This is a genomic window from Pseudomonas sp. Tun-23181, assembly GCF_057415455.1.
The window spans coordinates 4,191,387-4,212,613 of record NZ_CM171630.1 but is presented as its reverse complement, the minus strand read 5'-3'; the positions used below and the strand labels follow the sequence as shown (position 1 = coordinate 4,212,613).

Genomic DNA, 21,227 nt, shown 5'->3' with positions numbered 1-21,227 from the left:
AGGAACCCGTCGAGATGAGCGAATACTCCCTTTTCACCTCCGAGTCCGTGTCCGAAGGGCATCCGGACAAGATCGCCGACCAGATTTCGGACGCGGTCCTTGATGCAATCATTGCCCAGGACAAGTATGCCCGCGTGGCCTGCGAAACCCTGGTCAAGACCGGTGTCGCCATCATCGCCGGCGAAGTGACCACCTCCGCCTGGGTCGACCTGGAGGAACTGGTGCGCAAGGTCATCATCGACATCGGCTACAACAGCTCCGAGGTCGGTTTCGACGGCGCCACCTGCGCGGTGATGAACATCATCGGCAAGCAGTCCGTGGACATCGCCCAGGGCGTCGACCGCTCCAAGCCTGAAGACCAGGGCGCTGGCGACCAGGGCCTGATGTTCGGCTATGCCAGCAACGAAACCGACGTACTGATGCCGGCACCGATCTGCTTCTCGCACCGCCTGGTCGAGCGCCAGGCCGAGGCGCGCAAGTCTGGCCTGCTGCCGTGGCTGCGCCCGGACGCCAAGTCCCAGGTCACCTGCCGCTACGAGAACGGCAAGGTGGTCGGCATCGATGCCATCGTCCTGTCGACCCAGCACAACCCGGAAGTGTCCTACAAGGACCTGCGTGAAGCGGTCATGGAGCTGATCGTCAAGCACACCCTGCCGGCCGAACTGCTGCACAAGGACACCCAGTTCCACATCAACCCGACCGGCAACTTCATCATCGGTGGCCCTGTGGGCGACTGCGGCCTGACCGGCCGCAAGATCATCGTCGACTCCTACGGCGGCATGGCTCGCCACGGTGGCGGCGCCTTCTCCGGCAAGGACCCGTCCAAGGTCGACCGTTCGGCCGCCTATGCCGGTCGCTACGTGGCCAAGAACATCGTCGCCGCCGGCCTGGCCGAGCGCTGCGAGATCCAGGTGTCCTACGCCATCGGCGTCGCCCAGCCGACCTCCATCTCGATCAACACCTTCGGCACCGGCAAGGTCGCCGACGACAAGATCGTGCAACTGGTCCGTGAATGCTTCGACCTGCGTCCGTATGCGATCACCACCATGCTCGACCTGCTCCACCCGATGTACCAGGAGACCGCTGCCTACGGCCACTTCGGCCGTATTCCGCAGCAGAAGACCGTCGGCGACGACACCTTCACCACCTTCACCTGGGAACGCACCGACCGCGCCGACGCCCTGCGTGACGCTGCCGGGTTGTAAGCAGCGGCAAGCTGCAAGACCAAAGCCCCTGCCGAGTGATCGGCAGGGGCTTTTTCGTGACATATCGGCTGACAACTGCGCGCGGCGGCCAGGGCGGGGCTTGCCTAGGCTAAGCATTTCCCGTTGCCACGCAAGGATGCTGGCCATGCCGTTCGTGTTGATCGTTGCCCTGTTCGTCCTGTCATCCATGGCCCATGCCGGGGATTGCCCGGCATGGGCTGACGAGCGCGCTCGCAAGGAGGTCGCGCAACTGCGCCAGACCCTCGCCCGGTGGGACGACCACTATCATCGCCAAGGCATCTCGCTGGTGCCGGACGAGCTGTACGACCAGAGCCGGCAGCGGCTGCTGCAGCTTCAAGGTTGCTTCGCACTGGCATACACCGACAACCCGCTGGCCAGCGCCCGTGGCACCATCGCCCACCCGATCGCCCATACCGGCGTTGCCAAGCTGGTCGATGAACACGCCATGGAACGCTGGATGCGCGGCAAGCACGGCGTCTGGATCCAGCCCAAGGTCGATGGGGTCGCCGTATCGCTGGTCTATCGCCAAGGCCAGCTGGTGCGTCTGCTCAGCCGTGGCGATGGCGTGCGAGGGCACGATTGGAGTCGCCATGTTCCCCAACTGGCGGGGGTCGTTCGGCAATTGCCCCAGCCGCTCGACCTGGTTCTGCAAGGGGAGCTCTACTGGCGTCTCGATGAGCACGTACAGGCAACCGCCGGCGGCGCCAATGCGCGCGGTACCGTGGCCGGGCTGATGGCGCGCAGGCAATTGACCGCCGAGCAAGGCGCCGGTATCGGCCTGTTCGTCTGGGACTGGCCCGAAGGCCCGGCTTCCCAGGGCGAACGCCTCGCACGGCTGGCATCGCTGGGCTTCCCCGACAGCCAGCAATTCAGCGTCGCCATCGACAGCCCGGCACAAGCCGCCCACTGGCGCCAGCACTGGTATCGCTCGCCGCTGCCATTTGCCAGCGATGGCGTGATCCTGCGCCAGGACAGTCGCCCGCCCGCACAACGCTGGCGCGCCCAGGCGCCCTACTGGATCGCCGCCTGGAAATACCCGTACCGTCGAGCCATGGCCGAGGTGCGCAAGGTCCATTTCAGGGTCGGGCGAACCGGGCGTGTCACACCCGTGCTGCACCTGCAGCCACTACTGCTGGATGACCGGCGCATCAGCCAGGTCAGCCTGGGTTCGCTGGCGCGCTGGCAGGCGCTGGACATACGCCCGGGCGACCAGGTGGCGATCAGCCTTGCCGGGCTGACCATCCCCAGGCTGGAAAACGTGGTGCATCGCAGTGTTCAGCGCGCACCGCTGAGCGTGCCGGAACCTGGCCGCTATCACCCGCTGAGCTGCTGGCAGGACAGCGAGGCCTGCCGGGAGCAGTTCATCGCCCGGCTGGCCTGGCTCGGCGGCAAGCAAGGGCTGGCGATGCCACGCGTAGGGACGGCGGCCTGGGCACAATTGGTCGAAAGTGGCCTGGTCGGCACCCTGGACGGCTGGCTCGCCCTGACCCGCGATGAACTACTGCGCGTACCCGGGATCGCCGAGACACGCGCCGAGCAGTTGCAGCAGGCCTTCGCCCAGGCGCGTAGGCAGCCTTTCCCGCGCTGGCTGCGCGCCCTTGGCGTCCCGGCCCCCAAGGATCTCGAACTGGGGCCGGACTGGCAGACCCTGGCAGCCAGGAGCCCCACGCAATGGATGGCGGAGCCGGGCATCGGCCGCCACCGGGCCGAGCAACTGCATGCGTTTTTCCAGAACGAGGATGTACAGATACTGGCCAAACAATTGCACCGGCATGCAATCGAGGGTTTCTAATTTCTGCGGATCAAGGCAGCATTTCCTTTTCTGCCGCCCTGCCCCGAATGGAGTCCCCGATGAAACTGCTTTCGTCCCTCGTCCTGTCTGCCCTGTTCGGCCTGACCGCCCATGCCGCGCTGGCCGCCGAGGAGCAGCCAGGCCTGACCGGTTGCGCAGCCAAGCGCCAGGCCATCGCCGAGCAGATCGCCCAGGCACGTACCCACGGCGATGCCGAACAATTGGCCGGCCTGGAAAAAGCCCTGAGCGAAGTCACCGAACATTGCACCGACGCCAGCCTGCGCAAGGAGCGCGAGCAGAAGGTGCTCGAGTCCCGTCATGAGGTCAACCAGCGCACCAAGGACCTGGACAAGGCCATGAAGAAGGGTGACCCAGAGAAGATCAACAAGCGCAAAGAGAAGCTCGCCGAGGCCAAGAAGGAACTGCAGGAAGCCGTGGACGACTTGGAGCGTTGACAGGGGCTTACCTGCTAACCATGTAAGACTTTTCTGAAAAAACAGCCGAAAGATCGCAGCGGGATTCACTGACGAGGAGGATGGGGGCAGTATTTCCCCATCCATCGTCAATTGCCCCGGAAGGAGGCTGTCATGAAGCCGCTTTGTTCATTCGCCCTATTCACCGTGCTCGGCCTGGCATCGGCCTCGCTGCAGGCCGCGCAGCCCGATCCGGGCCTGACCGGTTGCGCGGCCAAGCGCAGCGCCATCGAGAACCAGCTCGAGTACGCCAAAAAGCACGACAACTGGGGCGAGATCCGCGGCCTGGAGAAGGCATTGAAGGAAAACAAGGAACACTGCACCGACGCCGGGCTGCGGGCGGAACGCGAGCAGAAGGTTCGCAAGGCCGAACGCGAAGTGCAGGAGCGCGAGTCCGACCTGAGGGAAGCCCAGGCCAAGGGCGATGCCGACAAGATCAGCAAGCGCGAGAAGAAACTCGCCGAATCCAGGGAGGAACTGGAAGCGGCGAAACGCGAACTGGACAAGTGACCTGACTGGCGGGCCCCGCCGGGCCGCGCTGTCGTATTAGAACCAGCGGCCGGCGGGGCAAGCCCGCCACTCAGTGATTACGAAACTCTGTATGGCAGGCCTTGCACGCGGCCTCCACCTTGTCCATCGGCGATTTCAACCGTGCAGCCTCAAGCGGCTGCGCACGGGTCACGCCAACCAACTCCCCGGTCACGTCCTCCAATTGCCGCGCCAGCTCATGGAAGCGTGCCTGGCGCTCCCAGACCTGCGGCCGCGCGCTGCTCTGGCCGTCATCCTTGACCTGAGGGAAGTGCTGCCAGGGCGCATGCGCCAAGCCATCGAGCTTCACCGCCCCCGCGGCGAACTTCCCGCCATCGAAGGGCAACCGACCGCGCAGCATGCCGCCCATGTCCTCGCTGGTTTTCAGCATCTCCTTGAAGATGGCCTTGCGCTGGCCCAAGGGTGAGTTAGGATCGACACGGTCGCAGGCCACCAGGGACAGGCTGACCAGCAGCATGGTGAAACATTTGTACATCATGGTCTCACTGGTTCGGGGAACGGGCCGACAGTATCCTCGCCTGCTCGACAAACACCAATACCCTTACGAAAAACAGGGGCAGCCAAGCAGGCTCTCCCTCTCAAGGATTCGACCATGAAATCTGCCTTGCGCCACTTCGCCTGGGCGCTTCCCGCCCTGGCCCTGCTGGCCGGCTGCAACGGCGGCGAAAGCGCCAAGCCTGAACCCCATGCCATCGCCACCTATGCACCCGCGACCTGGAAAGACCTGCCGACCGTCAGCGATAGCGACCTGCTGGCTGGCTTCCAGGCATGGCGCAACGGTTGCGAGAAGCTCAAGCGCGATCCGGTCTGGGCCACCACCTGCGAGGCCGCGCAGCCCCTTGCCCAAGATGCCGCCCAAGTCCGCGCGTTCCTGCAGCAGAACTTCGAGGTCTACGGCCTGCGCTCGGCCGAAAACAATGCCAATGGCCTGATCACCGGGTACTACGAACCTGTCTACGCCGGCAGCCTCGAACGCACCGACAGCGCCCAGGTACCGGTCTATGGCATCCCGGAAGACATGGTCGTGGTCGACCTGGCCAGCATCTACCCCGAGCTCAAGGGCAAGCGTCTGCGCGGGCGTCTGGAAGGCCGCGTGCTCAAGCCCTACGACACGGCGGAAACGATCTATCGCGATGGCGTCAAGGCGCCGGTGCTGGCCTGGCTGACCGATCCGATGGACCTGCAGTTCCTGCAAATCCAAGGCTCGGGGCGTGTCCAACTGGAGGACGGGCGCCAACTGCGCCTGGGCTACGCCGACCAGAACGGCCATCCGTACCGGCCGATCGGTCGCTGGCTGGTAGAACAGGGCCAGTTGAAGAAAGAAGACGTGACCATGGGCAGCATCCATGCCTGGGCCCAGGCCAACCCGCAACGGGTGCCCGAGCTGCTGGCGAGCAACCCCAGCTATGTGTTCTTCGGCACCCGCCCGGACAGCAACGAAGGGCCACGCGGCTCGCTCAACGTACCGCTGACCGCCGGCTATAGCGTGGCCATCGACCGCAAGGTGATTCCCCTGGGCAGCCTGCTCTGGCTCTCCACCACCCGCCCGGACGGCAGCCCGGTGGTGCGCCCGGTCGGCGCCCAGGACACCGGCGGCGCCATCACCGGCGAGGTACGTGCCGACCTGTTCTGGGGCACAGGCCCGGAGGCCGGCGAACTGGCGGGCAACATGAAGCAGCAAGGGCAGATCTGGCTGTTGTGGCCCAAGGGCAAGCCGTTGCCCGAAGTGCCTAAAGCCCCCTGAATCAGCGCCAAGCGTTTTCGCAGGCAAGCACTGCCATCTCGGGGCGCGAAGCGCCCCCACGTGCAAGCCCGCGAATACGCCTACTCAGATCGAAACGATGAAGAACGTCACGATCAGGGCCACCCCGACGAACCACACAAGGGAGCGCAGGACGGCCAGGTCGGCCAGGTAGCAGATGATGTAGAGCAGCCGGCTGGTGATATAGAGCACCGCCAGCACGTCTTGGGTGACCTGCTCGGCATTGCCGACGATATCGGCCACCAGCACTGCCGCGGCGAACGCGGGAAAGGCTTCGTAGCCGTTCTGCTGGGCGGCATGGGCGCGGCGCGGCAACCCTGAGAGGGTATCGAGGAAGGCACGCGGGTCATGGTTGTCGCGCATGCCGAAACGGCCACTGCTCAGCTTCGCCGTCAAGCCACACAGCGGCGGCAGGATCATCGCGATCAAAATGCACCACAGGGCAACGGTCATGGACAGGACTCCTTGTTCAGAATGATCGGTATCAGAGCTTCATCACCAGCATGCCCGCCAGGACCAGCCCGCAAGCTAGGAGTCTCGGGCCGCCAAAAGGTTCTTTGAGGTAGCGCATGCCCATCAGCACCACCAGGATCACGCTCAGCTCACGTAGCGCCGCCGCCTCGGCCACCGACCCCAGGTGCATGGCCCACAACACCAGGGCGTAGCTCAGCAATACGCATACCCCCACCGCCAGCCCCAGGCGCCACTGGGTACGCCAGAACAGCACGAACGGTGCGCGGCGCGCCACGCAGGCCAGCAACGGGAACGGCCAGGCACTGAGCAGGGTCAGCCAGACCAGGTAGTCCCAGGGCTTGCCCCACAGCCGCACGGCCTGGCCGTCGAACCAGGTGTAGCAGCCGATGCACAGGCCGATCAGCGCCACCACCGGTAACATCGACCAGGGCAAGCGATCGCCACCGCCGCCCTGCCACAGCAGGCAGGCCATGCCGCAGGGGATCAGCAGGATACCGATGATCTGCTGGCTGCTCAGCGACTCGCCGGCGAACGCCAGGGTCAACCCCAGCACCACCAGCGGCGACAAGCCACGCATCAGAGGATAGACCAACCCCAGGTCGCCGACCCGATAGGCCTGGATCAGCAGGAAACGGTACAACTGCTCGGCCAACGCCGAGGCCAGCAGCCAGGGCCAGACCTCGGCCGGCGGCAGCTCGACGAATGCTATCGCCAGCACAGCGAACAACAGTGCCACCGCATCCATGCTGGCGATCACCAGCAGGCGCTCGCCACTGAACTTGATCAGGGTATTCCAAGTCGCGTGCAGCAGGGCCGCGACCAGCACCAGAGAAGTTGCCAACACGCAGAGGGGTTCCTTGCAAAGCATTCGGGCCGTCAATGGCCGGGGCGATCCACACTATATCCGTTTCGCGTGGGGCCTTGGGGGCTGCTGCGCAGCCCATTCGCCGGCAAGCCCCACAGGAGTTCGCGTCGATCACACGTCATGTGGTTTTGCAGATCCCTATGGGAGCGGGCTTGCCCGCGGACAAGGGCACCAGCCCTTGCCATGCGCCACGGGTCTCAGGGCCAGCCACTCGCGGCCCGCCTCATCCGTGTACGACTCAAGGCCGCATACCCCTCAGACTTGAACGATTCCAACAAAACCGGTCATAAGATGTGTCCCGGCTGCTCCGCCAGATCATCAAAGAACTGCCCGAGCCATTCGGGTAATGACTTGGAAGCCACTGTCACAGGATTCGGGATGCTCGAACTCGTTGCCGCATTTATCTGCCTGACCACCCTCCTCACCTACGTCAACTACCGCTTCATCGGCCTACCGCCAGCCATTGGCGTGATGGTCACCGCGCTGCTGTTCTCCCTGATCATCCAGGGCCTGAGCCTGATCGGCTTCCCTGGCCTGGAAGAACGCGTCGAAGGGCTGATGAACCAGATCGACTTCAACGATCTGCTCATGCACTGGATGCTGGCTTTCCTGCTGTTCGCCGGCGCCCTGCACGTCAACCTGGCCGACCTGCGCAGCTACCGCTGGCCGATCGGCCTGCTGGCCACCGTCGGCGTGCTGATCGCCACCGTGGTGATCGGTTTCCTGGCGCACTGGATCTTCGCCCTGTTCGGCTGGGACGTGCCGCTGATGTACTGCCTGCTGTTCGGTGCGCTGATCTCGCCCACCGACCCGATCGCCGTGCTGGGTGCTCTGCGTACCGCCAACGCCTCCAAACCACTGAAGACCACCATCGTCGGCGAGTCGCTGTTCAACGACGGTACCGCGGTGGTGGTGTTCACCGTACTGCTGGGCATCGTCCAGCTCGGCGAGACGCCAAGCTTCGCCGACACCGCCGTGCTGTTCGCCCGCGAGGCCATCGGCGGCATCGTCTTCGGCGGCCTGATCGGCTACGCCACCTACCGCATGATCAAGAGCGTCGAGCAGTACCAGGTCGAGGTGATGCTGACCCTGGCGCTGGTCATCGGTGGCTCGGCCATGTGCTACGAGCTGCACGTGTCGGCGCCGATCGCCATGGTGGTGGCCGGCCTGATCATTGGCAACCTGGGGCGCAACCTGGCGATGAACGACATGACCCGCCGCTACATGGACGGTTTCTGGGAGTTGATCGACGATATGCTCAACGCCCTGCTGTTCGCCCTGATCGGCCTGGAGCTGTTGCTGCTGCCGTTCAACTGGATGCACCTGGCCGCAGGCGCCGTGCTGGCCGTGGCGGTACTGCTGTCGCGCCTGCTGACCGTGGCGCCGGCGATCGTCCTGCTGCGCCGGTGGCGCAGTGTGCCCAAGGGCACCGTGCGGGTACTGACCTGGGGCGGCCTGCGCGGTGGCGTGTCCGTGGCGCTGGCGCTGTCGCTACCGGCCGGCGCCGAGCGTGACCTGCTGCTGTCGATCACCTACATCGTGGTGCTGTCGTCGATCCTGGTGCAGGGTTTGAGCATCGGCCGCGTTGTACGCGGGGTCAGCGCCCAGCCTGACTAGCTGTACGCTGCAAGAAAAAGCGTGAGTGTGCACGCCCTTCTCTTGCAGCTTGAAGCTCATTCGACCGCGGTATCGGGGAACTGGTCCTGGATGTACTTGATCTCGGTGCGCCCGTGCGCCGCTGGCAGGCCGTCCTCGCCGAGGTTGACGAAGACCATCTTGTCCACCGTCAGGATGCTCTTGCGGGTGATCTTGTTGCGCACTTCGCACTTGAGGGTGATCGAGGTACGACCGAACTCGGTGGCGGTGATGCCCAGCTCGATGATGTCGCCCTGGCGCGAGGCGCTGACGAAGTTGATCTCCGAGATGTACTTGGTCACCACCCGCTGGTTGCCCAGCTGGACGATGGCGTAGATCGCCGCCTCCTCGTCGATCCAGCGCAGCAGGCTGCCGCCGAACAGGGTGCCGTTGGGGTTGAGGTCTTCGGGTTTTACCCACTTGCGGGTGTGGAAATTCATCGGTGCTCCTGACCTGCTTGGCTGACGTGCGGTAATGATGGCAGACCCGCCAGTCACTCTCCATTGAACATCGACTATCGTCGCGATTAATCGACAGAAAACCTTGGGCCTGGGCCTGCGCCGCAGCTATAATCCCAGCCGCTTCACATGACCACCCGCAGAGGGGTCATGCCCGCCACCTGTCCGAGGGGCGCTGCAGCAGGTTCCACCTGTCAGGCTCGGATGGGGCGTTGTCCGCTCCCGCGGACGCTCAACGCACAACGGCGCCCATTCGCACACTACGAATGGAGGCTCTCGATGAGCGCTGTAAACACGCCTGCAGGTTTTTCCGATTTCAAGGTCGCCGATATCTCCCTGGCCGACTGGGGCCGCAAGGAAATCATCATCGCCGAGTCGGAAATGCCCGCGCTGATGGGTCTGCGCCGCAAATACCAGGCCGAGCAACCGCTCAAGGGCGCGAAGATCCTCGGCTGCATCCACATGACCATCCAGACCGCCGTGCTGATCGAGACCCTGATCGCCCTGGGTGCCGAAGTACGCTGGTCGTCCTGCAACATCTTCTCGACCCAGGACCAGGCCGCTGCCGCCATCGCCGCCGCCGGCATCCCGGTGTTCGCCTGGAAGGGCGAGACCGAGCAGGAGTACGAGTGGTGCATCGAGCAGACCATCCTCAAGGATGGCCAGCCATGGGACGCCAACATGGTGCTGGACGACGGCGGTGACCTGACCGAGATCCTGCACAAGAAGTACCCGGCGATGCTGGACAAGATCCACGGCATCACCGAAGAGACCACCACCGGCGTGCACCGCCTGCTGGACATGCTGGCCAAGGGCGAGCTGAAAGTCCCGGCGATCAACGTCAACGACTCGGTCACCAAGAGCAAGAACGACAACAAGTACGGCTGCCGCCACAGCCTCAACGACGCCATCAAGCGCGGTACCGACCACCTGCTGTCGGGCAAGCAGGCCCTGGTGATCGGCTACGGCGACGTGGGCAAGGGCTCGGCCCAGTCCCTGCGCCAGGAAGGCATGATCGTCAAGGTCACCGAAGTCGACCCGATCTGCGCCATGCAGGCGTGCATGGACGGTTTCGAAGTCGTGTCGCCGTTCAAGAACGGCATCAACACCGGCACCGAGGACGGCATCAACCGTGACCTGCTGGGCCGCATCGACCTGATCGTCACCACCACCGGTAACGTCAACGTCTGCGACGCCAACATGCTCAAGGCCCTGAAGAAGCGTGCCGTGGTCTGCAACATCGGTCACTTCGACAACGAGATCGACACCGCCTTCATGCGCAAGCACTGGGCCTGGGAAGAGGTCAAGCCGCAGGTGCACAAGATCCACCGCACCGGCGCCGGCACCTTCGACCCGCAGAACGACGACTACCTGATCCTGCTGGCCGAAGGCCGCCTGGTGAACCTGGGCAACGCCACCGGCCACCCGAGCCGCATCATGGACGGCTCGTTCGCCAACCAGGTGCTGGCGCAGATCTTCCTGTTCGGCCAGAAGTTCGCCGAGCTGCCGGCCGCGCAGAAGGCCGAGCGCCTGACCGTGGAAGTGCTGCCCAAGAAGCTCGACGAGGAAGTGGCCCTGGAGATGGTCCGCGGCTTCGGCGGCGTGGTCACCCAATTGACCCCGCAGCAGGCCGAATACATCGGCGTGACCGTCGACGGCCCGTTCAAGCCAGACACCTACCGCTACTAACCAGCGGCAAGCTGTCAGTTGCAAGCGGCAAGAAAAATCAGCGCGTGCCGATGCTTCTTGCAGCTGAATGGACCTTGAACGATGCCCCAGCCAGATCGGCCACCACCGATCTGGCTTTCACTTGCAGCTCGCCGCTTGAAGCTCAAGCCCGCTGCTCGAGGAACGAGTGATGTCACAAGAACGCCGCTACAGTTTCGAGTTCTTCCCCACCAAGACCGAGGCCGGCCATGAAAAACTGATGGGCGTCGCCCGCCAGCTGGCCACCTATAACCCCGATTTCTTCTCCTGCACCTATGGCGCAGGGGGCTCGACCCGCGACCGTACCCTCAACACCGTGCTGCAACTGGAAAGCGAGGCCAAGGTAGCCGCCGCGCCACACCTGTCCTGCGTCGGTGACAGCAAGGACGAACTGCGCACCCTGATCGCCCAGTACAAGGCAGCCGGAATCAAGCGCATCGTCGCCCTGCGTGGCGACCTGCCGTCGGGCATGGGCATGGCCTATGGCGAACTGCGCTACGCCAGCGACCTGGTCGAGTTCATCCGCCAGGAAAGCGGTGACCACTTCCACCTGGAAGTCGCCGCCTACCCCGAGATGCACCCCCAGGCACGCAACTTCGAGGACGACCTGGCCAACTTCGTGCGCAAGGTCAAGGCCGGCGCCGACAGCGCCATCACCCAGTACTTCTTCAACGCCGACAGCTATTTCTACTTCGTCGAGCGCGTGCGCAAGCTGGGTGTGGACATTCCGGTGGTACCCGGCATCATGCCGATCACCAACTACAGCAAGCTGGCACGCTTCTCCGATGCCTGCGGCGCCGAGATCCCGCGCTGGATCCGCAAGCAGCTGGAAGCCTACGGGGACGACACCCGCAGCATCCAGGCGTTCGGCGAGGAAGTGATCACCCGCATGTGCGAGCAACTGCTGCAAGGCGGCGCACCCGGGCTGCACTTCTACACCCTGAACCAGGCCGAGCCGAGCCTGGCGATCTGGAACAACCTCAAGCTGCCACGCTAATCCGGCAGGGGCCTGGATGAGCACCGAAAAGGTGCGTCCAGGCCCTGCGCAGCGGCTCTCTGGCCATCGACCGGCGGACGGCGTACCCTGCCCGCCATGCGCCATGTCACCCGCCTCTTCTGCCTCCTGCTGCTCGCCTGCCTGGGCCCGCTGGCCCAGGCCGAGCGGCTGCGCCTGGTCAGCGACGACTGGGCGCCCTATATCTACCGGGACAATGGCCAGCCGCGTGGCATCGATTACGAAGTCAGCAACGAAGTGTTCAAGCGCCTGGGCTTCGACATCGACTGGCAGTTCCTGCCGTGGAAGCGCTGCCTGGCCATGGTCGAGCAGGGCCAGGCCGACGGCGTGATGGACATTTTCCAGCTCGACTCGCGCAGGCCCTACCTGGTCTACCCGGACGAGCCCATGTCGCAGGTCGAGTTCGTGCTGTTCCAGGCCCGTGCCCGGCGTCATGCCGTCGAACGCCTGGAAGACCTCGCCGGCCTGACCGTGGGCACTGCCCCGGGCTACGCCTACAGTGCCGCGTTCAGCGAATCCCCGCTGTTTCGCCGGGAAGCGGCGCCCACCCTCGAGGCGAACTTCGGCAAACTGCTCCTGGGCCGCATCGACCTGCTGGTGACCGACCGCCGTGGCGGGCGCTACCTACGCCGCCAACTGGGGCTCGAGCGGCAGGTCGAGGAACTGCCCCTGGTGATCAGCCGCCACCCGCAGTACCTGGGCCTGGCACGCAAACCAGGCCGCGAGCAACTGGCCCAGGCGTTCGCCGCCGAACTGCGGCGCTTCAAGCTGGAACCGGCCTATGCAGCGATCAACGCACGCTATGACGGCGATGGCGCCGATATTCCTGACACCGTTGAGCAGCAGGAACGCGGCACACCGCGATAGCTCTGTTATACTCGGGCCTTCCCGCCCGGCTCACGCCCGGACGCTCGGCCTCGCAACAGGCATCTCGACCGTCGGCAACGCACCCCCCAGTGCCCGCCCGCCGCTTCCCGGATGCGCAGTGACGCCCTGCTGGACCGGACGCGATCGCATCCTTCCGATGCCCGTCGCGCCAGGCAGATCATCCCATCGGGCCCAGCCCCCACGAGAACAGGATTGCCCATGTCCTTTGCTTCCCTCGGTCTCTCCGAGGCTCTTGTCCGCGCTATCGAGGCTGCGGGCTATACCCAGCCCACTCCGGTGCAACAGCGGGCCATTCCCGCCGTGTTGCAAGGCCGCGACCTGATGGTCGCCGCCCAGACAGGTACTGGCAAAACCGGCGGCTTCGCCTTGCCGATCCTCGAGCGCCTGTTCCCCGGCGGCCACCCCGACAAGTCCCAGCGCCACGGCCCACGCCAGCCACGGGTATTGGTGCTGACACCGACCCGCGAACTGGCCGCCCAGGTGCATGACAGCTTCAAGGTCTATGCCCGTGACCTGCACCTGGTCAGCGCCTGCATCTTCGGCGGCGTCGGCATGAACCCGCAGATCCAGGCCATGGCCAAGGGCGTCGACGTCCTGGTGGCCTGCCCCGGCCGCCTGCTCGACCTGGCCGGCCAAGGCAGCGTCGACCTCGCCCACGTGGAGATCCTGGTCCTCGACGAAGCCGACCGCATGCTCGACATGGGCTTCATCCACGACGTCAAGAAGGTCCTCGCCCGCCTGCCGGCCAAGCGCCAGAACCTGCTGTTCTCGGCCACCTTCTCCAAGGACATCACCGACCTTGCCGACAAGCTGCTGCACAACCCCGAGCGCATCGAGGTCACGCCGCCGAACACCACGGTCGAGCGTATCGAGCAGCGCGTCTACCGCCTGCCTGCCAGCCACAAGCGCGCCCTGCTGGCGCACCTGATCACCCTGGGCGCCTGGGAACAGGTGCTGGTGTTCACCCGCACCAAGCATGGCGCCAACCGCCTGGCCGAGTACCTGGAAAAGCACGGCCTGAGCGCCGCCGCGATCCACGGCAACAAGAGCCAGAACGCCCGCACCAAGGCCCTGGCCGACTTCAAGGCCAACACCGTGCGCGTGCTGGTGGCCACCGATATCGCCGCGCGCGGCCTGGATATCGACCAATTACCCCATGTGGTCAACTTCGAGCTGCCCAACGTCGAGGAAGACTATGTCCACCGCATCGGCCGCACCGGCCGCGCCGGCCGCTCGGGCGAAGCCATCTCGCTGGTGGCGCCAGACGAAGAGAAGCTGCTCAAGAGCATCGAGCGCGTCACTCGGCAGAAGATTCCCGATGGCGACCTGATGGGCTTCGACCCCAGCCAGGTGGAGGCCGAGAAGCCGGAAGTCCGTGAACGTCCGCAGAACAGCGGTCGTGGCGGGCGCAACCAGGCACGCGGCGAAGGCGGCAAGGAAGGCAGCGGCGGGCGCAAGGACAAGGGCAAGGACAAAGGCAAGGCCAAGCAGCAGGCCGCCGAGAAGCCCGCCGAGAAGGCCAAGGCCGGCGACAAGCAGCAGAAGCAAGCGCGCAAGCCACGCGACAACAAGAAGCCACGCCAACAGGCTGGCCAGGCGCAGGCCAGCATCCCGCCGATTCCGGCCGATCGTGACCCGGAGGAATTCCTGGATGACGATATCGACAACTTCGGCAACCGTGCCGACTACGTAAGCCCCTACCAGAACGCCAAGAACCAGGGCCGCAACCGTCGCCCCGGTGGCAATGGCGGCAACGCCAACCAGGGCAACGGCCAGCGTAACGCGGGGGGCCAGGGCCGCAATGGCGGTGGTCAGCGCCAGGGCTCCGGCGAAAAGCGTGCCCGCAACAACAACGGTGGCGCGCGCCGTGATGGCAACGCCGGGCGCAACCGCGCGGGCCGCGATGACTTCTCCCGGCAGGAGCCAGCGGTGCGCAACCCACGCGAACAGCGCGAACAGCAGCAGCCGGTGATCATTCGCAAGGAGTCCAAGCTCGACCGTTACCCAACGCCCGAGCAACTGGATGATCTGCCGAGCCGTCCGCGGGGCGAGCGCCCTGCCCTGCTGACCCGCAATCGCTGACCAGCAAACCGTTGGGGCCGCGACGCGGCCCTATCACGACACAAGGCCGCTCCCACAGGATCCTGCAACGCCACTGCTAAAGTGGTTGATGCAGAAAACCTGGGGGAGCGGCCTTGTGTCGCGATAGGGCTGCGCACAGCAGCCCTAAGGGATCAGCGCGTTACTTCTTCACGCCTTCGATGCTGATGTCCAGGTCCAGGGTCTGGGAGGTTGGGCCCGGGCCCTTGATGCCAAAGTCGTTCAGGTTCAGCGTGGTGGTGGCGTTGAAGCCCGCACGCTCGCCGCCCCATGGGTCCTTGCCTTCACCGTTGAACACGGCCTTGAAGGTGACCGGCTTGGTCACGCCGTGCAGGGTCAGGTCGCCGGTCACGTCGGCGGTCTTGTCACCGGTCGGCTTGACGCTGGTGGAAACGAACTTGGCCTCTGGATACTTCTTCACGTCCAGGAAATCGGCGCTGGCGATGTGCTTGTCACGCTCGGCGTGGTTCGACCACAGGCTGGCGGTCTTCAGGTCCACGTTGATCTTGCTGGCCTCGGGCTTGGCGCTGTCCCAGGTGAACGCACCGTCGAAGTCGCGGAACGTGCCGTGGATGAAGCTGTAGCCCAGGTGGCTGATCTTCCAGTCGACGAACGCGTGCTGGCCTTCCTTGTCGATCTTGTATTCGGCGGCCATGGCCTGGCCGGCGGAGAACAGGGCGGTACCGAGCGCCAGGGCGGCAAAAGTCTTTTTCAACATCCTTACTTCCTTCCTTTGCAATTGAGGTTGAGAGTCAAGCTTTGCGGCCCAGCATGCGGGTCAGGGTCGCGTCACGGTCGATGAAATGGTGCTTGAGGGCTGCCAGGCCATGCAGGATGGCGAAGATCACCAGCCCCCAGGCCAGGTAGAGGTGGATGACCCCGGCAGTGTCCGCCTGGTCGGGCAGATCGCTGAGCAGCGCCGGCACCTCGAACAGGCCGAATACCGGGATACCGACACCGTCGGCGGTGGAGATCAGGTAGCCGGCGATCATCACCGCGAACAGGCCAAGGTACAGTGCCAGGTGCCCCAGCTTGGCGGCCAGCCGGGTGAATGCCCCGTGGTTGGCCGGTGCCGGTGGTGGCGGGCTGACGAAGCGCCAGAGCACGCGCAGCAGCATCACCGCCAGCAGTATCAGGCCGATGCTCTTGTGCAGGTCGGGCGCCGACTTGCGCCATGGGCTGTAGTAGTCGAGGCCGACCATCCACAGGCCCAGGCCGAACAGGCCGAAGACCGCCAGGGCTACGCCCCAGTGCAGGACGATGCTGACCAGGCCATAGCGAGAAGGTGAGTTGCGCAGTTGCATGTTGGCATGTTCCCCGTGAAAGCTGCGCACAGACTAGCGCGAAACGTATCGAATAAAAGCGGAAAAACTTGCTTCGGATTATCGACAAATCCGATATGTAGTGTGCGAGCTTCCTATTAAGGAAACATTAACGGTAGACGGGAGATGAGGTGTTGTCGCGGGGAGCGTACTTGGGGCCGCTTCGCGCCCCATCGCCGGCAAGCCGGCTCCCACACAGGTCGCTAGCTAACCTGTCCAACTTTTCGGGGGCAGTCCACCCTGTGGGAGCCGGCTTGCCGGCGATGGGGCGCGAAGCAGCCCCGCCCATTACATCGAATCAGCCCGCCTCGGGCGCCGCCTTGACGGGGGCTTCCTTGGGCTGCGGCTTGTCGTCGCCACCGAACAGGCGTGAGAAGAAGCCGGCTGGCTTGTCCTTGCCGACGGCAGGCGCCGCAGCCACCGGCTTGGCCTTGGCCGGCTCGAACGACTTGCCGGCCGCCAGGTCCTGCACCTGGCTGGCCGCCCGCTGGCCACTGCGCAGGGCGCCTTCGAGGGTGCCCGGGTACAGGGCATCGGTGTGCTCGCCGGCAAAGGCGATACGCTGCACCGGGCGCTCCCACAGGCGCCAGTACTTGCTGATCTGCCCTGGCCCGTAGGCCAGGTACGCGCCGCCCATGCCGGCCTGGGTGCTGTAGCGGCGCACTTCATAGCCGGTGAACGCACCACGGGCCTGCGGGTAGAAGGCGTGCAGGCGAATCAGGACCTGGTCGACCATCTGCTTGTCGCCGAACGCCTGCAACAGGCGCGCATTGTCGCCGGACAGGTTGATCACCACGTTGGCCCCGCCCTTGAGCGCCGGCTCGATCCACAACATGCCCAGGCCGGCGTTGCTGAAGATCTCGCCAGACATGCGCGCACGGCTTTCCCATACCGGCTGCTTGAACTTGAGCATCATCTGGTCGCGCCAGCCGTAGTTGGTCCCCTTGAGGGCCGCCAGGTGCTGGCTGTCCAGCCCCGGGGTCATCTGGATCTTCGCCAGCGCACGCAGCGGCACGGCCATGACCAGGTAATCGGCCTGGTAGCCGACATCGCCGACCTTGACCGTGATGCCGTTCTTGTCCTGGACGATGGCGGTCACCGGCGAGCTGGTCTTGATGGTCTTGAGCTGCTTGACGAACGCCTGGGCCAGCACCGGGCTGCCGCCTGGCAGGCGCGCGGCGCGCAGGTCTCGGTCGCTGACGCCACGGTAGACACGGGTCTGCTGGGCGTAATAGAGCAGCGACAGGCGCGAGGGCTCGTCGTAGCGGGTGCGAATCTGCTGGTTGATCAGTTGGCGCGCAGTGGTCGGCAACTGCAGCTTGTCCAGCCAGGTGGAGACGTTCATCTGGTCGAGGGCGAACAGCGTGCTGTTGGCCGCCGGGTTCAGCGGATCGTCGATCGAACGGGCCAGGTCGTCGAGGGTCTTCTCGTAGCGCTTGAGCGCTTCGGCAGTGACTGGCTGCTTGGTCGCCAGGTCGGCGGCGCTGAAGTATTCGCCGTCGATCAGGTAGCCGGGGGTGCGCACGAACTCCGGCGCCGGCAGTGTTTCAAGCTTGAAACGCTCCAGATACTGATTGAGCACCGGCTGAGCCTTGCTGTTGCCGATCCATTCGCTGGTGGCCAGGCCCGAGCGTCCTCCCATGCCGGACTTGGCCTCCAGCAGGGTGACCTGCCAGCCCTTGTTCTGCAGTTCGTAGGCTGCGGTCAGGCCCGCCAGGCCGCCACCCACCACGATCGCCGACGGTGTCTTGTCCTTTGCCAGCGCGGCACCGCTGGACACACCGATCAATATCAACGCGCACAGGCGCACCCAAGCAGCAGCCATTTTGGCGAACTCCGGATCAGAGATGACGAAAAAAGGGGGGAAACGAGCCCCCAGGGGGTGATGCGTTAAGAATACGTCAGGTATGCGAACCTCGCCAGCACAGCGCCATCAAGTGCCTAGCAGCACTGGATTTTTTGTTTCAGTCAGCACTGCGGTTGTCCCGTCCGCCGGCTTTGCTTAGGCTTACCGGTTCATACACGCCGCGTCGCCAGGAGAAGTGCCCATGGGCCTGAACAACGAGTGGATGCAACGCGACCTCAAGGTCCTGTGGCACCCCTGCACCCAGATGAAAGACCACGAGCACCTGCCGCTGATCCCCATCCGCCGTGGCGAGGGCGTGTGGCTGGAAGACTTCGAGGGCAAGCGCTACCTGGACGCCGTCAGCTCCTGGTGGGTCAACGTGTTCGGCCATGCCAACCCACGCATCAACCAGCGCATCAAGGACCAGGTCGACCAGCTCGAGCATGTGATCCTGGCCGGTTTCAGCCACCAGCCGGTGATCGAGCTGTCCGAACGCCTGGTGGCCATGACCCCGGCCGGGCTGGAGCGGGTGTTCTATGCCGACAACGGCTCGTCGTGCATCGAAGTGGCGCTGAAGATGAGCTTCCACTATTGGCAGAACAAGGGCCAGCCCGACAAGAAGCGCTTCGTCACCCTGAGCAACAGCTACCACGGCGAGACCATCGCCGCCATGTCGGTGGGCGACGTGCCGCTGTTCACCGAAACCTACAAGGCACTGCTGCTCGACACCATCAAGGTCCCGAGCCCCGACTGCTACCTGCGCCCAAAGGGCATGGGCTGGGAAGAGCATTCCCGGAACATGTTCGCCGCCATGGAGCAGACCCTGGCCGAACACCACGCCAGCATCGCCGCGGTGATCGTCGAGCCGCTGATCCAGGGGGCCGGTGGCATGCGCATGTACCATCCGGTGTACCTCAAGCTGCTGCGCGAGGCCTGCGACCGCTATGGCGTGCACCTGATCCATGACGAGATCGCCGTGGGCTTCGGCCGCACCGGGACGATGTTCGCCTGCGAACAGGCCGGCATCCGCCCGGACTTCCTGTGCCTGTCCAAGGCGCTGACCGGCGGCTACCTGCCACTGGCCGCCTGCCTGACCACCGACGAGGTGTACCAGGCCTTCTACGACGACTACCCGACCCTGCGCGCCTTCCTCCATTCGCACAGCTACACCGGCAACCCGCTGGCCTGCGCAGCGGCCCTGGCGACCCTGGACATCTTCGAGCAGGACCAGGTGATCGAGGCCAACAAAGCCCTGTCCGCGCGCATGGCCAGCGCCACCGCGCACCTGGCCGACCACCCGCACGTGGCCGAAGTGCGCCAGACCGGCATGGCCCTGGCCATCGAGATGGTCCAGGACAAGGCCGGCAAGGTCGCCTACCCCTGGCAGGAACGGCGTGGCCTGAAGGTCTTCGAGCATGCCCTGACCCGTGGTGCCCTGTTGCGCCCGCTGGGCAGCGTGGTGTATTTCCTGCCGCCGTACGTGATCACCCCGGAACAGATCGACTTCCTGGCCGAAGTGGCCAGCGAAGGCATCGACATCGCCACCCGCGACAGCGTCAGCGTGACGGTGCCGAAGGACTTCCACCCCGATTTCCGCGATCCGGGTTGACCACAAGCATCGCGCATTCCCCTGTGGGAGCGGGCTTGCCCGCGAATGCGCCAGCCAGCACGGCCCCGTTGCCTGATCGGACGCATTCGCGGGCAAGCCCGCTCCCACACGGAATGCGTCACCACTTTACTGTCGAGCCCTTCATGAGACTGTCCCGCTTCTTCATCGATGCCCCCCTGGGCCTCGGCGAGCACGAACTCCCCGAGGCCCAGGCCCACTACATTGGCCGCGTGCTGCGCATGGCCCCCGGTGACGCCGTGCAACTGTTCGACGGCAGCGGCCAGGAATACCGTGGCCAGTTGCTCGAAGTCGGCAAGAAGACCGTGCGCGTCGCCCTCGACCAGGCCCTGCCCGGCCAGGCCGAATCGCCGCTGCGCATTCACCTGGGCCAGGGCCTGTCCCGTGGCGAACGGATGGACTGGGCGATCCAGAAAGCCACCGAACTGGGCGCCACTGAAATCACCCCGATCGTCAGCGAACGCTGCGAGGTACGCCTGAAGGACGAACGCGCCGACAAACGACTGGCCCATTGGCGCCAGGTAGCGATCAGCGCCTGCGAGCAATGCGGCCGCTCGACCCTGCCGGTGATCCACCCGCCGGTGGCCATGGCCGAATGGCTCAAGGCGAGCGACGCGGACCTCAAGCTGGTCCTGCACCCGGTGGCCGAGCCCTTGACCCGCCATGCCAAACCTGCGCGCCTGGCCTTCCTGATCGGCCCGGAAGGCGGCTTGAGCGATACCGAGGTCGAGCAGGCCAAGGCCGCCGGTTTCCACGCCGCCCGCCTCGGCCCACGTGTGCTGCGCACCGAGACCGCGCCGGTGGTGGCGTTGTCGGTGGCGCAGCAGTTGTGGGGCGACTTTTAACGCACGTAGAAGAACACGGCGATGAAGTGCAACAGGCTGCCGGCGATGACGAACAGGTGCCAGATGCCATGCCAGTGGCGAAAGCGGCTGTCGAAGGCGAAGAAGATGATGCCGATGGTATAGAACGCCCCGCCGGCCGCCAGCCAGGCGAAGCCGGCGGCTCCCAGGCTGTACAGCAGGGGCTTGACCGCCACCAGGACGATCCAGCCCATCACCGCGTAGATGATGATCGACAGCACCCGCGCCTCCGAGCGCGGCTTGATCTCCTGCAGCATGCCGACCACGGCCAGGCCCCAGACCACGCCGAACAGGCTCCAGCCCCAGGGCCCGCGCAGGCTGACCAGGCAGAACGGCGTATAGCTGCCGGCGATCAGCAGGTAGATCGACAGGTGGTCGAGCTTGCGCATGATCACCTTCGCCCGCCCGCGGGTGCTGTGGTAGAGGGTGGAGATGCTGTAGAGCAGCAGCAGGGTGGCGCCGTAGATGGAGAAACTGACGATCTTCCAGGGGTCGCCCTGCAGCCCGGCCACGACGATCAGCCAGATGGCACCGATGCAGGCCAGCACGGCACCGACCAGGTGCGTCCAGGCGTTGAAACGTTCACCGTGATACATGCAAGCACAGACCTCTGCAGTCGACGCGG

19 protein-coding genes, 1 pseudogene and 1 riboswitch are annotated in these 21,227 nt (G+C 65.1%); of the genes and pseudogenes, 12 read left to right on the top strand and 8 right to left on the bottom strand.

Annotated elements, in window-relative coordinates; genetic code table 11:
- The first annotated feature begins 14 nt into the window (after positions 1-14).
- From metK to ACDI39_RS20010, 4 genes are all read left to right on the top strand, one after another.
- The gene (metK, locus tag ACDI39_RS20025) at positions 15-1,205 is read left to right on the top strand and encodes a methionine adenosyltransferase (protein ID WP_225788872.1); all 1,191 of its coding nucleotides are present in this window, start codon (positions 15-17) and stop codon (positions 1,203-1,205) included.
- A gap of 145 nt (positions 1,206-1,350) precedes the next feature.
- Positions 1,351-3,018: an NAD-dependent DNA ligase LigB gene (gene ligB / locus ACDI39_RS20020; protein WP_225788871.1), complete on the top strand. Its 1,668-nt coding sequence runs from the start codon at positions 1,351-1,353 to the stop codon at positions 3,016-3,018.
- A 59-nt stretch (positions 3,019-3,077) separates the two neighbouring features.
- Positions 3,078-3,473: a DUF1090 domain-containing protein gene (locus tag ACDI39_RS20015; protein WP_225788870.1), complete on the top strand. Its 396-nt coding sequence runs from the start codon at positions 3,078-3,080 to the stop codon at positions 3,471-3,473.
- A gap of 132 nt (positions 3,474-3,605) precedes the next feature.
- The gene (locus tag ACDI39_RS20010) at positions 3,606-4,001 is read left to right on the top strand and encodes a DUF1090 domain-containing protein (RefSeq protein WP_225788869.1); all 396 of its coding nucleotides are present in this window, start codon (positions 3,606-3,608) and stop codon (positions 3,999-4,001) included.
- 70 nt (positions 4,002-4,071) lie between these two features.
- On the opposite strand, the gene ACDI39_RS20005 is transcribed toward ACDI39_RS20010, so the two are convergent.
- Positions 4,072-4,515: a c-type cytochrome gene (locus tag ACDI39_RS20005; RefSeq protein WP_225788975.1), complete on the bottom strand. Its 444-nt coding sequence runs from the start codon at positions 4,513-4,515 to the stop codon at positions 4,072-4,074.
- 117 nt (positions 4,516-4,632) lie between these two features.
- Here ACDI39_RS20005 and mltA point away from each other — a divergent pair, with 117 nt between their 5' ends.
- Positions 4,633-5,784 carry a murein transglycosylase A gene (gene mltA / locus ACDI39_RS20000; RefSeq protein ID WP_486536994.1) on the top strand — a complete coding sequence of 384 codons (1,152 nt, stop codon included), beginning with the start codon at positions 4,633-4,635 and terminating at the stop codon, positions 5,782-5,784.
- Between the two features lie 84 nt (positions 5,785-5,868).
- On the opposite strand, the gene ACDI39_RS19995 is transcribed toward mltA, so the two are convergent.
- Both ACDI39_RS19995 and ACDI39_RS19990 read right to left on the bottom strand, forming a co-directional pair.
- Complete coding sequence (locus tag ACDI39_RS19995; RefSeq protein ID WP_225788867.1) at positions 5,869-6,255, bottom strand: MAPEG family protein; 387 nt, start codon at positions 6,253-6,255, stop codon at positions 5,869-5,871.
- A gap of 31 nt (positions 6,256-6,286) precedes the next feature.
- The gene (locus ACDI39_RS19990) at positions 6,287-7,120 is read right to left on the bottom strand and encodes an EamA family transporter (protein ID WP_225788866.1); all 834 of its coding nucleotides are present in this window, start codon (positions 7,118-7,120) and stop codon (positions 6,287-6,289) included.
- Between the two features lie 399 nt (positions 7,121-7,519).
- Between ACDI39_RS19990 and ACDI39_RS19985 the strand changes: the two genes are divergently transcribed.
- Complete coding sequence (locus tag ACDI39_RS19985; RefSeq protein WP_225788865.1) at positions 7,520-8,758, top strand: cation:proton antiporter; 1,239 nt, start codon at positions 7,520-7,522, stop codon at positions 8,756-8,758.
- Positions 8,759-8,814: 56 nt separating this feature from the next.
- Here the strand turns inward: ACDI39_RS19985 and ACDI39_RS19980 are convergent, their stop codons facing one another.
- Positions 8,815-9,216 (bottom strand): acyl-CoA thioesterase, encoded by a 402-nt coding sequence (locus ACDI39_RS19980; RefSeq protein ID WP_317235049.1) that lies wholly within the window; start codon positions 9,214-9,216, stop codon positions 8,815-8,817.
- A 179-nt stretch (positions 9,217-9,395) separates the two neighbouring features.
- Positions 9,396-9,492, top strand: a riboswitch (S-adenosyl-L-homocysteine riboswitch).
- A gap of 21 nt (positions 9,493-9,513) precedes the next feature.
- Here ACDI39_RS19980 and ahcY point away from each other — a divergent pair.
- The 4 genes from ahcY (at position 9,514) to rhlE2 (ending at position 14,926) form a co-directional block, all read left to right on the top strand.
- Entirely contained in the window at positions 9,514-10,923 is a 1,410-nt protein-coding gene (ahcY, locus tag ACDI39_RS19975) for an adenosylhomocysteinase (RefSeq protein WP_225788864.1), read from the top strand.
- A 169-nt stretch (positions 10,924-11,092) separates the two neighbouring features.
- On the top strand, positions 11,093-11,938 hold the full coding sequence (metF, locus tag ACDI39_RS19970) for a methylenetetrahydrofolate reductase [NAD(P)H] (RefSeq protein ID WP_253080924.1): 846 nt from the start codon (positions 11,093-11,095) through the stop codon (positions 11,936-11,938).
- A 96-nt stretch (positions 11,939-12,034) separates the two neighbouring features.
- Positions 12,035-12,823 carry a substrate-binding periplasmic protein gene (locus ACDI39_RS19965; protein WP_253080923.1) on the top strand — a complete coding sequence of 263 codons (789 nt, stop codon included), beginning with the start codon at positions 12,035-12,037 and terminating at the stop codon, positions 12,821-12,823.
- A gap of 219 nt (positions 12,824-13,042) precedes the next feature.
- Positions 13,043-14,926 (top strand): RNA helicase RhlE2, encoded by a 1,884-nt coding sequence (gene rhlE2 / locus ACDI39_RS19960; RefSeq protein WP_253102778.1) that lies wholly within the window; start codon positions 13,043-13,045, stop codon positions 14,924-14,926.
- Positions 14,927-15,086: 160 nt separating this feature from the next.
- On the opposite strand, the gene ACDI39_RS19955 is transcribed toward rhlE2, so the two are convergent.
- From ACDI39_RS19955 to ACDI39_RS19945, 3 genes and pseudogenes are all read right to left on the bottom strand, one after another.
- Positions 15,087-15,662, bottom strand: coding sequence for a YceI family protein (locus ACDI39_RS19955; protein WP_225788860.1), 576 nt, complete (start codon positions 15,660-15,662; stop codon positions 15,087-15,089).
- 34 nt (positions 15,663-15,696) lie between these two features.
- Positions 15,697-16,248: a cytochrome b gene (locus ACDI39_RS19950; RefSeq protein ID WP_225788859.1), complete on the bottom strand. Its 552-nt coding sequence runs from the start codon at positions 16,246-16,248 to the stop codon at positions 15,697-15,699.
- 325 nt (positions 16,249-16,573) lie between these two features.
- Positions 16,574-18,091, bottom strand: a pseudogene (locus ACDI39_RS19945) (flavin monoamine oxidase family protein); the annotation flags it as partial.
- Between the two features lie 223 nt (positions 18,092-18,314).
- On the opposite strand from ACDI39_RS19945, the gene ACDI39_RS19940 reads away from it, so the two are divergent.
- Positions 18,315-19,721, top strand: coding sequence for an adenosylmethionine--8-amino-7-oxononanoate transaminase (locus ACDI39_RS19940; RefSeq protein ID WP_225788858.1), 1,407 nt, complete (start codon positions 18,315-18,317; stop codon positions 19,719-19,721).
- A 143-nt stretch (positions 19,722-19,864) separates the two neighbouring features.
- Positions 19,865-20,584, top strand: a complete 720-nt coding sequence (locus tag ACDI39_RS19935) for a 16S rRNA (uracil(1498)-N(3))-methyltransferase (protein ID WP_225788857.1) — start codon at positions 19,865-19,867, stop codon at positions 20,582-20,584.
- Here ACDI39_RS19935 and trhA read toward each other — a convergent pair.
- A complete protein-coding gene (gene trhA, locus ACDI39_RS19930) occupies positions 20,581-21,198 on the bottom strand; it encodes a PAQR family membrane homeostasis protein TrhA (protein ID WP_225788856.1) in 618 nt (205 codons plus the stop codon). The two genes, ACDI39_RS19935 and trhA, sit on opposite strands and share 4 nt — an antisense overlap.
- Between the last annotated feature and the right edge of the window lie 29 nt (positions 21,199-21,227).